Annotated in this window: 14 protein-coding genes; 8 read left to right on the top strand and 6 right to left on the bottom strand. The window is 59.9% G+C overall.

The features are described 5' to 3' along the window. Positions 1-36: 36 nt before the first annotated feature. Entirely contained in the window at positions 37-1206 is a 1170-nt protein-coding gene (locus QM712_RS07695; protein ID WP_415022472.1) for an OpgC domain-containing protein, read from the top strand. Positions 1207-1241: 35 nt separating this feature from the next. Here QM712_RS07695 and QM712_RS07690 read toward each other — a convergent pair whose 3' ends face one another. Further along, positions 1242-1433 carry a hypothetical protein gene (locus QM712_RS07690; RefSeq protein WP_415022471.1) on the bottom strand — a complete coding sequence of 64 codons (192 nt, stop codon included), beginning with the start codon at positions 1431-1433 and terminating at the stop codon, positions 1242-1244. 853 nt (positions 1434-2286) lie between these two features. On the opposite strand from QM712_RS07690, the gene QM712_RS07685 reads away from it, so the two are divergent. The 4 genes from QM712_RS07685 (at position 2287) to QM712_RS07670 (ending at position 5071) form a co-directional block, all read left to right on the top strand. After that, positions 2287-2769 carry a hypothetical protein gene (locus QM712_RS07685; protein ID WP_415022470.1) on the top strand — a complete coding sequence of 161 codons (483 nt, stop codon included), beginning with the start codon at positions 2287-2289 and terminating at the stop codon, positions 2767-2769. Positions 2770-2879: 110 nt separating this feature from the next. Continuing rightward, positions 2880-3041: an RNA-binding protein gene (locus QM712_RS07680; protein ID WP_415022469.1), complete on the top strand. Its 162-nt coding sequence runs from the start codon at positions 2880-2882 to the stop codon at positions 3039-3041. Positions 3042-3306: 265 nt separating this feature from the next. Beyond that, positions 3307-3447 carry a hypothetical protein gene (locus QM712_RS07675; RefSeq protein WP_415022468.1) on the top strand — a complete coding sequence of 47 codons (141 nt, stop codon included), beginning with the start codon at positions 3307-3309 and terminating at the stop codon, positions 3445-3447. A gap of 358 nt (positions 3448-3805) precedes the next feature. Beyond that, positions 3806-5071 (top strand): tyrosine-type recombinase/integrase, encoded by a 1266-nt coding sequence (locus tag QM712_RS07670; protein WP_415022467.1) that lies wholly within the window; start codon positions 3806-3808, stop codon positions 5069-5071. Positions 5072-5623: 552 nt separating this feature from the next. Here the strand turns inward: QM712_RS07670 and QM712_RS07665 are convergent. Next, positions 5624-5869 carry a hypothetical protein gene (locus tag QM712_RS07665; protein ID WP_415022466.1) on the bottom strand — a complete coding sequence of 82 codons (246 nt, stop codon included), beginning with the start codon at positions 5867-5869 and terminating at the stop codon, positions 5624-5626. Between the two features lie 303 nt (positions 5870-6172). Continuing rightward, entirely contained in the window at positions 6173-6619 is a 447-nt protein-coding gene (locus tag QM712_RS07660) for a hypothetical protein (protein WP_415022465.1), read from the bottom strand. Positions 6620-7031: 412 nt separating this feature from the next. On the opposite strand from QM712_RS07660, the gene QM712_RS07655 reads away from it, so the two are divergent. The 3 genes from QM712_RS07655 to QM712_RS07645 all read left to right on the top strand — a co-directional run bounded on the left by QM712_RS07655 (position 7032) and on the right by QM712_RS07645 (position 11449). Beyond that, on the top strand, positions 7032-7493 hold the full coding sequence (locus QM712_RS07655; RefSeq protein WP_415022464.1) for a helix-turn-helix domain-containing protein: 462 nt from the start codon (positions 7032-7034) through the stop codon (positions 7491-7493). 1291 nt (positions 7494-8784) lie between these two features. Further along, the gene (locus QM712_RS07650; RefSeq protein WP_415022463.1) at positions 8785-10584 is read left to right on the top strand and encodes a caspase family protein; all 1800 of its coding nucleotides are present in this window, start codon (positions 8785-8787) and stop codon (positions 10582-10584) included. Between the two features lie 526 nt (positions 10585-11110). Continuing rightward, entirely contained in the window at positions 11111-11449 is a 339-nt protein-coding gene (locus tag QM712_RS07645) for a hypothetical protein (protein ID WP_415022462.1), read from the top strand. A 277-nt stretch (positions 11450-11726) separates the two neighbouring features. On the opposite strand, the gene QM712_RS07640 is transcribed toward QM712_RS07645, so the two are convergent. The 3 genes from QM712_RS07640 to QM712_RS07630 all read right to left on the bottom strand — a co-directional run bounded on the left by QM712_RS07640 (position 11727) and on the right by QM712_RS07630 (position 13551). Next, a complete protein-coding gene (locus tag QM712_RS07640) occupies positions 11727-12401 on the bottom strand; it encodes a hypothetical protein (RefSeq protein ID WP_415022461.1) in 675 nt (224 codons plus the stop codon). Continuing rightward, the gene (locus QM712_RS07635) at positions 12401-12895 is read right to left on the bottom strand and encodes a hypothetical protein (RefSeq protein WP_415022460.1); all 495 of its coding nucleotides are present in this window, start codon (positions 12893-12895) and stop codon (positions 12401-12403) included. The genes QM712_RS07640 and QM712_RS07635 overlap by 1 nt, the downstream gene beginning before the upstream one ends. A gap of 449 nt (positions 12896-13344) precedes the next feature. Next, positions 13345-13551, bottom strand: a complete 207-nt coding sequence (locus QM712_RS07630) for a hypothetical protein (protein ID WP_415022459.1) — start codon at positions 13549-13551, stop codon at positions 13345-13347. Positions 13552-13562: the final 11 nt, after the last annotated feature.

Below are 13562 nucleotides of genomic sequence, written 5' to 3'. Positions count from 1 at the left end.
GATCTTGAAGTTTCCCCTTTCGAAAGCTCCCGTCGCATGGCCTTCCTGAACATCAGTGCAACGCTTCCCGAAAAAGGCCGCGACCTGCGGTTGGACCTGTTTCGCGGCATCGCCAACTGGGCGATCTTCCTCGACCATATCCCCGACAACGTCGTCAACTGGATCACGACGCGCAACTACGGCTTTTCCGATGCCGCCGACCTGTTCGTCTTCATCTCCGGCTACACGGCCTCCTTCGTCTATGCCCGAATGATGCTGGAGCGCGGCTTCATCGTCGGCGCCACCCGGCTCACCAAGCGGGTCTGGCAGCTCTACGTCGCCCACATCATCCTCTTCGTGATCTACATCGCCTCGATCAGCTATCTGGCGCTGCGTTTCGGCGATTCCGAGATGATCAACGAGTTCAACGTCGCCGGCCTCGTCGACAACGCGACGGAAACGCTGCGTCAGGGCCTGTTCCTGCGTTTCAAGCCGCTCAATCTCGACGTGTTGCCGCTCTACATCGTGCTGATGGGGCTGTTTCCGCCGGTGCTCTGGTTCATGCTGCGCAAGCCCGACCTCACAATGGGCGTGTCCATCGTGCTGTGGCTGGCTGCGCGTCACTTCGGCTGGAATCTGACGGCCTATCCGGCCGGCCAGTGGTACTTCAATCCGTACTGCTGGCAGGTGCTGTTCGTGTTCGGCGCCTGGTGCGCGATGGGCGGTGCGCGGCGCTCGATGACGCTGATCAACTCACCGATCACGCTGTGGTTCTGTCTCGGCTATCTTCTGTTCGCGCTGGTCATGACCATGGCCGGCCGCTTCCCCGCCCTCGGCGGCATGTTCCCGGAATGGCTGTTCTCGGCGTTCAACCCGAACGACAAGACCAACCTCGCGCCCTACCGCTTCATCCACTTCGTCGTGATCGTGATCCTGGTGATCCGGTTCGTGCCGAAGGACTGGTCGGGTCTGGAGTGGAAGGTGTTCGACCCGGTCATTGTCTGCGGTCAGCAATCGCTCGCGGTGTTCTGCGTCGGCGTATTTCTGTCCTTCGTGGGCCATTTCGAACTGTCGATGAGTTCGGGCTCCGTGTTGGCGCAGATCTTCGTGAGCATCGCCGGTATCGCGATCATGACGACGGTCGCCTACTACATTTCCTGGTCGAAGCGTCAGGACAAGCCGCTGAAGCCTCCGGCACCCAAGCCCGCGGCGGCCAAGGCCACCTGACGAGACCAGCTAGGCCGGACAGCGGCGATGCGGCCTCACGCGGCCTCGTCGTCGTACTCGGTAAATCGCTTGTAGATCCAGTCGCGGCCGTCATGGCGGCGCCAGACCTTGCCGTACACGAGCTGCCCGTTGATCGAGCGCCGCGGGACAATCACCGTCCAGAGGTGCCAGATTCCGGTCCACTGCGGCTGCTGGTCGACGATTCGAAGGTGGCGATCGAAAGACATGGTCAAAAACTCGCAATATACGAAGCGCCACGACGAAATATGAGTTGGGTGAAGCAGATCGCTTGTGGAGGCCGTAGCGCCTGGATCGATCTGATCACAGTGACCGAACGTCCGGCAACAACGGCCGTTTCTTAACCTAACCAGTCAACCCTACTCGCGCGAACGTGCGAGTGCGCCGGTTGAAAGGCCGTACCGATTTTTCTAGAATGGTTGCGCAATTTGAGAATGAGCGCGGCGATTCCGGGACGCGTGACGATTTCGAACCGAAATTGAATTTTTCAGAGATTTGCCGACTGGGGCGACGATGATGAAACTTCAGTGTTCATGTCTGCGCTTGGCGGTGCGTTCGGCGCCGCCTGCTCCGGCCACTCCATCAGCAGTGCAAAATCCGCCACAGGCCGCCAACGACAACCAACTGGTCTGGCCGTTCGTGCCGTTCCCGTACGGCTGGTGCGCGCTGAACTGATCCTGACAGCGCAACGCCGCGCAAGCGGAGTATCATCGCTTGGCGGCGTTCGTTTAGTCATTGGGCGCTGAAATCCCCAACACCCTTATGTCTGCGGCGACGCTCAAAGGTTCGATGCAGCCCAGCATTTTCGAGCCGATTAACCTTTTCTATTCACTCGAAAAATCACCCAGAAGTCGCAGCGTGCGGCAAGCCACGTCCTGAGGTTTCAAGCGCGCCGCCCATCCGATCGCCGGCCGCCGCGATCAGATGCCCGCTGTCGCGTCGGCCGCGTTCTTCGTGCTGCTGCCGAGCGTGCCTTGTGCGTTGTACGTCTGTCCTGCCTGGCTGCCCTGACTGCCTTGGGCGCTCGCCGACGTCTCGACCTCGGTCGTACCGTCGGAATAGGTGATCGTCGTGGTGGTGATCCCGTTGATGGTGGTGGAGACTTCGCTGACGACGGTTTTTGCCGAACTGCCGCCGCCTCCCGCCCCTGAACTGCCCCCCGCGGAGGATGAAGCCGACGATGTGGATGACGTCGACGACGTTGCCGACGTCGATGACGTGGCCGAAGTGGTCGATGTCGACGACGTCGAGCTGGACGACGTGGAAGCGGTTGTCGGGGACGTCGTCACCGCCGCGACGGATGAACCAATTGCACTGATCGACATGAAAGCCTCGCGCCTGAAGGAAATCCCGGGCGCTGTGCCGATTGCACCTTTTGCCCTCGGTTCTTCAACGCAGGCCATGTCGAAATCAGGCGCGTCAGGATTGCGATGGCTCAACCTGGCTGCCGGGCACGTCACCGGGTCCCTGCGTCACGTGCTCGCTCAGATATCGCGGCCCCTGAAGGGGGCTGCGGTCAGGTCGACATCTGGCGTGGTTAAATAATACCTCTCTCACCATGGCCGATCGCTTCACGTCCCCGTGAAATGGCGCACGGCAGGTGAATTATCACGATCGGGCAGCGACTAATGAGAAGCACGCCGCTGGGGAACGCTTTGAACCAGATCGATACGACGGAAGAAGTCTCCGCTGCACCAGAGCCGAAAACCTCGCTTGTCGGGTTCTGCTGGCTCGGAGGCACGGCGATCGCCATGGTTGGCTGGATTTCCGCCCTCGCCTGGGTCGCCTGGCACTTCGTCGATTGGCTGTTCGCCTGAGGCCGAAGTCTCGACGGCTTCATCGCAGAGTTGCGGCCGTTCTCGGGATCGCCCGCCGGAATCCCTCCTCGCCGAAGCGCTGAACAATCAGCATCAGGCAGGCGAAGCATCGCCGGCCCGCACACCGTTAGGGTTTCGCGGTGAGGTTAATTCGACAAGCGCATTGCGCCGCATCCGCTCCCGGATTTCAATTGCATGACGCAGGCCGCCGGAATTTCGAGGCAAAGCCGGCAGCCAATTTCATCCGGGCAAGCACGCGATGATGATGGCCAAGCCAAGCATTGGAATTGGACGCTCCGCCGGGCATCTCTCGAACTGGTGCCTCAGCATTCTCTGGATGGCCGCGCTGTGCTGGATCTGCCTGAAGATCTGCACCTCGCAGCGCAGCCGGCAGCATCACGATTGAGCTTGCGCGTCGTTCGGGAATTTCGAAGCAACGAAGCGCCATATTGGCGAACATCGGAAGACGATCGCAACGATTGCCGAGGTGACAACGCGGATCGCGCGCGGCCGGCAACGATGATGCGCTGAAGATTCAACGTCGGGACTGGTCGGGGCAGCTGGATTCGAACCAACGACCTGCAGTACCCAAAACTTAGCAGGTTGTTTTCCGGTGAGTTCCAGAAGATGCCGCTAATTTCCATTCCATGTCTAATTGATTGATTATATTGGTATATTTCAGGTACGCGATTTCCGTTGCTTTCCTGCCGTTTCCGCTCAATACCTAAACCGGTGGCTACTCGGTGGCGACTCTGGGGGAAGCGATGCCAATACTGAAGTTGGGCCGTCGTGCCGTTACCGGCCTGCCCGCCGTGACCAAAACGACCATCTTTTACGATTCCGATCTGACGGGGTTTGGCGTCAAAGCCACGCCCAACGGCGCCCTGTCGTGGGTGGTTGAGTATCGGCCAGGTGAAGGCGGCAGGCGCGTCAGCAAGCGCCGCATGGTCATCGGCACGCCTGCGACGCTGTCCCCCGAGAAGGCCAGAGAAGCCGCGGAGACGCTACTAGCCAAGGTGAAACTTGGCGCGGATCCCGCGGCCGAGCGCGGAGCTGCGCGGAAGGCAGAAACCGTTGACGAATTGATCGACAGCTTTGTCAGAGATCACCTCAAACCCAAGTGTAAGGCGGGCACAATCCGTCTGAATAGCGGATACATCAAAAATCACATTCGCCCCGCCCTGGGCAAAAAGAAGGCCACCGCCGTTACGCGACCGGACGTCAATCGCCTTCACCTCAAGATCAAAGAGGCCGGACACGAGGTCGCGGCAAACCGCGTAGTATCGCTGATCGGAACAATCTACGAGTTCGGCGTCAGTGAGGGAATCCTGCCAAGGCGCACCGAGAATCCAGCCGCCGGCATCACGCCATTCGTCGAACCGCAACGGCAGCGTTACCTCACCGCCGAAGAACTGCAACGCTTAGGCGACGCAATTCGAGAGGCCGAAACAGTCGGCATTCCGTGGACGCCCGATCCCACTAAGAAAACGAAGCACGCGCCCAAGGCTGAGAACAGACCGACCAAGATTGATCAGCATGCAGCAGCGGCGATCCGTCTATTGCTCTTCACTGGCTGCCGCCTGCGGGAGATTCTTGGGCTGCGCTGGAGGGAGTACGACGCAAGTCGCGGGCTACTTTTCCTGTCCGACTCCAAGACAGGTCAGAAAACCGTTGTGCTCTCTGCACCAGCTATAGAGATATTGGACGCCCTACCCCGCATCGGCGTTTATGTGATCGCGGGCGAGAGTGCTGGAGCGAAAGACGAAACTCCGCGCGCGGACCTCAATCGGCCATGGCGCGCGGTGCGCAAGCGTGCCGGCATCGAGGATGTGAGGATCCATGACTTGCGGCACAGCTTCGCTAGCGTCGGCGCAGGCTCGGATCTCGGGTTGCCCATCATCGGTCGCCTGCTCGGCCATTCGCAGCCAAGCACGACACAACGTTACGCGCATGTGGCTGTTGATCCAGCTAAGCGCGCTGCGGACCTCATCGCCGGCAAGATCGCCGATGCAATGAACGGCCAGAAATAGAAAGCCACCTTAAACAGGAACCCTCTTGCGGTCCCCGGCTTAATATCGGTTCCTAAACGGGAAACCTCACGAGGGAACTCATGGGATCAATAAGACACCGCTTCAAACAAGCTCGCCCCCTTGAGGAGCGCCTCGCTGAAGAGGCCCAGCGTCTGCGCGAGGCAGCCAAGGACATTGCGCCTGGTATAGATCGGGAGCACTTGCTGCGGCGGGCGCGCCAGTGCGAAACCGGCTCGCACATCAGCGAGTGGCTGCGCTCGCCGGGATTGAAACCCCCGAGCTGATGCTCAGCGATGGTATGCAACACCGTGGGCGAGTCGTTTGGCAGCAAATTCACCGTAGTCGGAGTGACCGGGGATGGCACCAAAACCCAAGTGTGGGTCGCGTTGGCCAAGCCCAATCAGGCACTAACGTTGGTCCTTGCCGCAGCGCCCAGGGGCTGTATCGCCGAGGTATTGAACGTTGCCCTAACGCCGCGGCAGCAGCGTCTTTTCGAAGAGCTCGATCTCGAGCCGGGCGAGGCTCGCAGGGTCGACAGGTAAGTCGTTAGGTCTAGGACTTGCGCCGCTCACGTTCAGCGTCGTTTGCAGCATGAAGCCGTTCCGCGACGTAGTCGGAGATATCGCCGATTTCAGCGCGCAGGTCGGCCTCCGAGATGCCCTGCCCTTTGGCACCATCGATCAGACGACGGGTAAGTTCGGCCACATCCTGCGATGCGCCCACGGTCCGATATTGCTCTGCAGGATGGATACTATTCTCGACCCAGAAATCGATAAACTCTCGTGCCTTGCTGGTCACCGCCGTCCCCCGAAAGAAGCGGTGGAGGGTAGCGCTAGTCAGCAAACAGAGCAAGAAAAGCGCCCCCACTCTCGCAAGTGAGGCGCCTCGATGACGCAGCGAAGGCTGGGGCGCCAATTTACGCCACCGAACATCAACGCAAACTTCGGCCCCGCGTTCCTCAGCAAACCGCGCCCCACGTAGCGAAAGCGCCCCGCCCTTTCGGACGAGGCGCTTGCGGCGGCGAAGCGAACTCGGAGAAAACCCCACCGCCGGTGTATGCAGCCTAGCGCAATTCGGCAGCGTCGACCACTATTGCCCTGTCTAGTCGATTGAGACTATCTCAGTGCAAGGAAACAGCCGGTCACCGAATTCGCGGCTCCCAAAATGATCAAGCCTCCATTCGCTCCGATCCATCCCATGCACGCTTTCGATCCATGCGGCCAGGCCGGCAGCGCGCTGTTGGATGCGATGGGCGGCATCTTTGCGGACGTGGTCCAACGATCCGTTTAACAGGGCATCCATGTCGTTGTTGATGAAGATGGCCGCTGCCAGGGCCTCAACAGCGCTCTGCGCAGGTATAGCAGCCAGCGCGTCGGCGAAGCAGCACGCCATGACACCTGCTTGGGTCGAGCGCTCGCCGTGCCCATTGTTGTCGAGAAAATTGAGCGCATTGATCGCGCCGCGAATGTGCTCCACGAGCGCAAGGCCGATGGGCGACGTCGGGGCAAGGTTGTTGGTCCAATCGGTGGTACGAGTCGGGGCGTTCATGATGTGATGCTCTGTCAGAACGGGCTTTTCTACGGCCCTACGCAACGGGACAGCCGCTGCAGCCGGGGGGTAGAAAACGTGCCAGAGCGACACGCCGAGCGCTTTTAGGGGTCGCCCCCACTGGACAGAACGCCCGCCCCCGGCCAATATGGCAGGGTTCGGAGCCGCACCGCCAAGTGCGTCCGTTCATTCAGCCGCTATCGCTCGTCGCCAAACGAGTGATTCCTTGACCAAGGGAATGCGGCCTAGCTCTGGTCCGGGTTTTCTACGCCCACGGACACCTTCCCATGATTCGGCTTAAAGTCTACCCCTCCTAAGGGGGCGTGGTTGCGCCCTCCACAGGAACGCTGGTCGGCGAGCATTATCCCGACACGAATCGGCCTGACGCTGAGCAGTGCAGCGAGGGCGAACAATGGCCAAGCGTGTCCCCAAGATTTCTGCCGATGGGCCCATCACAATCGAAGTGCTCGAAGCCTGCCTCGACCGGCTTGCCGACATCATGGCCGAGGCGCCCCAAGGCGGCGAAGTCTATCTGCCGATTTGGGAGCGGCTTGAGCGCGAGATCGAGGCGAAGAAGGCGAGCGAGTCCACGATGGCTCGCGCACGCGTTCTAGCCGAGAGGTCGGTCGATCAAACTGCAACCGCTGAAGACGACGCCAAACCGCCGAAGAACCACGTCCCGTTGAAGGACCGCCTCGCGTTGTCGCCCGAAGAGGCCAGCGCGCTAAGCGGAATTGGGGTGACGTCCATCAAGCAGGCTACCTATAGGGGTGCGCTGGTTGCCAGGAAACACGGCAGAAACACCGTGATCCTTCCTGAGGATCTGAAGGCGTTCCTCATAGCGCTTCCGCTGATTGACAAGAGTACGGCATAGCCGAGGGCATAGTACCTCTTGGCACGACCAATTTAGGATTCGAGTATGACCGAAACGATTAGGATCACCTTCGCAATAGGCATCACGGTCTGCGTGGTCGCCGGAGCGTTTTTTGCGATTCGTTTTGTGGCTGGGTTCTAAGATCGGCACTACGCGTTGACGGGAACCCATTCTTGGGCTGGTTGCGCGTCTCCCCAGTCCTTAGTATAGCGCCACCCTCGCCTTGAGAGTTGAAACACATGATCTCGGAAGCAATCTCGATCGTTGCTGGCTCATCATGGGCTGACGAAGGCTACGATCAATCGGCACGACGGGAGCCGTATCTATCTAGCCCGGGAGATGCTGCCCACCACTATGAAGGGCGCGCTCGACAGCGTTGCTTGGGGGATGAACCAACACTGAAGCACGTCGATACTATGCTCAGGATCGCACACCGCCGTGGGGGTGACGTGACATCGTTCGTTTCCCACTGGCCTATTGTTCTCGCCAGCCGCCCTTGGTAAACGGTCGAGCGCGCCCTCTCTACGGCTTCTCTTTGCAATGCTCGATTTCGACATGTTCTCAAAGCGAGAACTGATCCTCCTAGCGATCCTCGTGTTGTTAGCGACCGCGTGCACCGTTTTCGGAACTTATTGGGCAATAGAATACTTTCTGTACGTTGGCCCGGTCTCACATCAGTAGGCTACCGTTGTGAGTTGGCCGCCTACCCTCCTATCGGCCCTGAAAGCGTTTGCAGGCCAGCCTCAATAGCCGCGATATCCTGCTCGAGCTGCACAATGGACGACCGGCAATCGAATCCCGCCCTCGCCTTCAGGTCGACGGCCAACCGCCTCCGATGCATCTTCAGATCTTCGAGCGATCGGCGGTCACCGAGTTTCGCATAGCCGTCGACAATCAGCTCAATGGCACTCGACATAACGCCCCTCAAAATAGCAATTCGGATTTCCCAATAGCTGGCAACACAGCTGAAGTAAATCCATAGGAACCTCGCGCAAGTACACTATCAAGCCGGTCCCGCAGCCGTTTGCTGCGTTGAAAGCGCATAGGAATGAAATTTCGGGACCCTCTGTGGCTTATTGTCTCGGGCTTGACTCCACGGTGGACCAAGCAAGTGGACGATGATCATGGAAGGCCCGGCAGTGATCCTGCTGTTGAGATAGTTTAGATCGCCCCCCCTTTCACAACTCTCCACGCGGCCACCTAGCGCCTCCTTGACGTGATGAACATCACATAATCGACGCTTGCCTTTTGGTAGACTCTTCGTACGCTGCGCACATATTTCGGGGCTACAATGGGCGCTCTTCGCTGGGTTACTTTATTCTTTTCTATATGGCTGATGTGCGGTTCGGCACACGCTGAACGCCGTGTCGCGCTGGTGATCGGAAATTCCGCCTATAAGAACGTGGCTAAGCTTACCAACCCCGCAAACGATGCCGCCTTAGTTGGTGGTATGTTAAAGAATGCCGGCTTCGATTGGGTCGACATCAAGACCGATCTCAAGGCTTCCGAGATGCGCAAGGCCTTGCGCGATTTCGGCGGACGAGCGCGGGAGGCGGATGTTGCTGTCATCTACTACGCTGGTCATGGCATTGAGCTGGACGGAACCAACTATCTGATTCCTACGGATGCAACTCTGGAGACCGACAGCGATGTTCTCGATGAGACCGTAGCACTTGATCGGGCGCTCTTCGCCGTCGAGCCGGCCAAGCAGTTGCGCCTGATCATCCTCGATGCGTGCCGCGACAACCCCTTCTCCAGAACGATGAGGCGCACCATGGCTTCGCGCGCGATCGGGCGCGGTCTCGCCAAGGTCGAGCCGACCAGTCCCAACACCATGATTGCCTTCGCGGCGAAGGCTGGGTCGACTGCTTCGGACGGAGACTTCAAGAACAGTCCGTTTGCGTCCTCGCTCGTTGAGCGACTGCCGACGCCTGGCCTCGACTTGCGCAAAGCCTTTGGCTTCGTCCGCGACGATGTTCTCAAGAACACAGGCTACAAGCAGGAGCCTTATGTCTACGGTTCGCTCGGCGGCGACGATGTGCCTCTCGTCGCCGGGAAGCCGGTCGTGACTGGGCCGCAGGCCAACCCGCAGGAGGCCGTACGTAGGGACTACGAGCTCGCGCTCCAGCTTGCGACGCGCGACGCCTGGGAGGCGTTCTTGACGCAATACCCCGACGGCTTCTACGCCAACCTCGCCAGGGGACAGTTGAACAAGATCGGCGCCGAAGAGGCGCGCGCTACGGCCGAGCAAAAGGCTAAAGCCGCCGAGCAGGAAAAGACAAGACTGATTGCCGAGCGTGCCCAAAAGGCCGAGCAGGAAAAGGCGACGGCAGCAGCCAGGGCCGCCGAAGAGGCGCGGATCGCGGCCGAAAAGAAAAGGGACATCGAGCAAGCAAGGGCTGAAGCGGCCGAGCAACAGCGCAAGGTGGCTGAGGCAGCAGCCGCGAAAGCGCTGGCCGAGAAGCAGGCGCAGCAGGTCACCAAGCCGACGACTGATCGGCAGATGTCGGAGGCCGAGCAAAAAGTTGCCGCTCTCTCGTCCGCGCCGGCGTCCACATTCTCGGCAGTGGATCTGACAAAGTCCGTGCAGAGCGAATTGCGCCGCGTCGGCTGCCTAGCTGCCGCCGCGGATGGTGACTGGAACGCTGGTTCGCAGCGCTCGCTGTTGCTGTTCAATAAATACGCCGGCACCCAGTTCGACGTGAAACTCGCCAGCGTCGATGCGCTCGATGCGTTGAAAGCGAAGCCGGGACGGGTCTGTCCACTCGTGTGCACTTTTGGCTTCAAGGTTGACGGCGATCAATGCGTGAAAGTCACCTGTCGCGCCGGTTACCGTGTCGGTGACGACAACGAGTGCGAGAAGATCCAGGAGAAGAAACCGGTCGCGACGCGCGAAGATTCGAGGAGGCGCGATTCGGAGCGAAAGCAATCGGACGCCGCGCCGCCCAAGCAGGAGGCCCCGGGGCAGATCTATTGCAGTTCGGCGGGGTGTCGCCCGGTGCAAAAAGGATGCCGGCTGGTGAGCGGGGCAATCCCCGGCCGGATCAGTCCAAATGTAGCAACCGGCGGCAATTACGAGGTCTGTAACTAAATACTAAGCGCCACGCCTGAAGCGGCGCTTGGCGGGGGTGGTCGCGGTCAGAAAAAGGTCTGCCAAAACGGCGACCCCTCCAAAGCAGATCGCTTCAATGAATACTTTACTCATTCATTGTTACCAGGCATGGCCGCAGCCGTCATGTCCTCCCCCCTCACACCACCCTCTTCCGAGCCCTCCTCTCCGCGATCTGGCGTCTAAGCCATGAGCCGCCCGTCTCTCGCTCCCGCCGCCAGGCCGTCCAATCCCATGACCGGCTCAGGCCGGATGGCAGCCCCGGCACGGTCGTCATACCGATGCACGACACGCTGCGTAATCCCCTTCGCGTCGATAGAGGTGAGCGGAATCTTGATCGGCAGGCAGCGGTCCGACCAACGCCAACGCGGCGTCCTGACGATTCGAGGTGATCGCAATTCGCGGAGGAACGATTCGCGTTGCATCAAGTTGCACACGCTCCCAACCTGCGCTCTAGCGCGATGACGGCCGTTCGATCCTACCGCGCGGCTTTCAGTTCGGAGCCAAAATGAACGGTCGTTTATTACTCACCGCGCTCGCAACCATCGTGGTTTGTCCCTGCATCGGACCTGCATTGGCGCAGACTCCAAATCCTGAGTTGGAAGCGTGCCGAACAACCGGACTGTTGGCCCTTCGGGAACGCAACTCGGCAATCAAAGACATAACACTCGATGTGGACGGGATGACGGTTGCGAAGGCAAACACGAAGGTCGAAGACACTCCGATCAAGACAATCATCATCGGTGACGCATATCTTGAAAAAGGGAAGAAGGACACGCGCAGAACGTTTCTGTGTCTCATCGGCGAGAAGGGGAAAGTGCTGCTGACGTTCTTCACCGACAAGTAGGCCAATGGCAACCGACAAGATAGGAACGATCGTTTCTTCGTCGGAATTATCTCTCGCCGGCTCTCTGCCGGAGATGCGGCCCCGGCGATCCCTCCCTCAGTCAGTCCTGCTGTCGCATTTAATTTTATCTAGGTGTGACGTCGGCGACATTGCGACTGGGCGCAGTCGGAATAGGCTCGCTGTCGCCGGGGCTGGATCCATAGTTCACCCATACATTTTTAACCCGGCACCGGGCCCGCAGTGGTCTGCCGATGCGGGCCTTTTTGTTGCCCGCCCTTCACGCCGCCAGCCTCGTCCCGACGACGTCACCCGGCCAACGGTGAATAATTCGCGTTGAAATGCCGGTTGCGCTGATCGTGGTCAATTGCCCATAGCCGCCTACCCAGCACGGCTGCTTGCCCGCCGCGAAGTCTCGTCGAGCGATCTCTCGCTGCTTCTGCAGCGCCGCGATAGCGTGTCCTTCTAGACTTGCCGGGGCGTTGGTCAATGCAACTCGGATTTCCTCCTCATCTGCCTCGCTGTTGCACGGGCACGGATTGAACCCACGCGGCACGTCGACCACTTGCCAGGGTCTTAGGTGCTCGCCACCGGCCTGCAACGTCGTAATCCGAAATCCAGACGGCCCATGCTGCTCCGAAATACCCGCGACAGACACCTCGAACGGACTCGCCGCTCCCATGAGGGCCAGCCGATCGTTCAACTCCTCGAGCGTCTGGCCGATGGTAGTCTTAAACTCATCAAAGCTGTTGGCCGGCATCGTCGACAGAGCGAGCCCTACCGCTTGAAACACTACGAATTGCTCAGCGCGGATCGTGGCCGCAGCGTTTAACTGCGGCAACAAGATTGCCTTGTTGCAAATCGCGGTAATAGTTTGATCCGCGGTGCTCCAGACCAAGAAATCTGAAACAATGTGCGCACCATCGGCGGCGACGATGATATTTGCTGCTGACATTAATAGGTATCCTCGAAATGAAAATTGACAAAACGCACAGCGCTAACTTGGAGTGCGCCGCCGATTGCGAGGCCCGCGCCGATTGCTGTGCCGGCCGCTCCGGGAAGCGATAACGCGCTGGCGACAGCGCCGCCTACCGGACCGGCGAACGCCGTCACCGCGACAAGCGCGACCAATCCCACGACTTGTTTCGCGGTCGAACCGCCGCCGCCACCCAGCGGATACGAGACAAACCGCACGTTATCGTTGGCCGCGATCCGGCGGCGCCAATCCCGGCGCAATACGGCCTCGCCGTTGATCTCGAGGATCGTCGGAAGTCCCTTCTTGAACTGCCAACCGTATTTCTTATCGCGGCTTGCCCATCCTACCCTCCTTAGAAAAGCCGTCACAGTCTCCCGCGGACGCGACTCAGCGCGCGCGACCTCAACACCTGGCATGACAAGGTGCACGACAGGCTGACGTTGGCGGGTGCGACGTTCAATCGAGGATGTCATCTGGCTCCTCTTCCGGCGCCCAACTAACCTTGCTTGCATCGGCAGGTGTCGCACCCATGCTGGACAGGCAAAGCCTCAGCAGACTGAGCGATTTGGTGCCCATCTCGGCACCGCTTTGGAGGCGAGCGCGCAATACTGAGGCCATGGAGACAAGACAGCGGTGCGATGCATTGAGCCATGGCAACTCTGCTGCGAAGTGGCGCCAGGCAGCGGCCTGTTGTTCAGTTAGCCACTTAGGAGGGGCGCCGATTAGATCGGAAGTCGGATCGTTGCGTTTAAAGCGGCCAGCATTGATGAGATGCCGGCCTTCAACCCGCGCCTTAGCGCTTGGTCTTCGTGGTCGAGGCATTTTTACCCTGGGGGTCTGAATTGCAGATGCGTGTGTTGTTGGGGGGCCGCCGGTCGTTGAAGGCGAAGGCAGAAGAGATGTGACCCAGCCCCCACCGGGGTCAGCCCGCGCTCACCGTCAACGCGCCGCCGTTGGAATACAACTGCCCAACCACGTGAGGATCCGCAGTCGGCAGGCCGGTGATGACTAGCTTGCCGGCCGCGTTCACCGTGAACGCCACACCGCTGAAGTTCACCGTGCCGCCGGGATCGATCGTTAGGCTATCACCACCGAGGTCGCGGTGGACCTTCGTTGCGTAATCGCTCATTTGAGAATTCC

Source organism: Bradyrhizobium sp., assembly GCF_047605465.1.
Taxonomy (GTDB): domain Bacteria; phylum Pseudomonadota; class Alphaproteobacteria; order Rhizobiales; family Xanthobacteraceae; genus Bradyrhizobium.
This window is presented reverse-complemented; position numbering and strand designations above follow the sequence as displayed.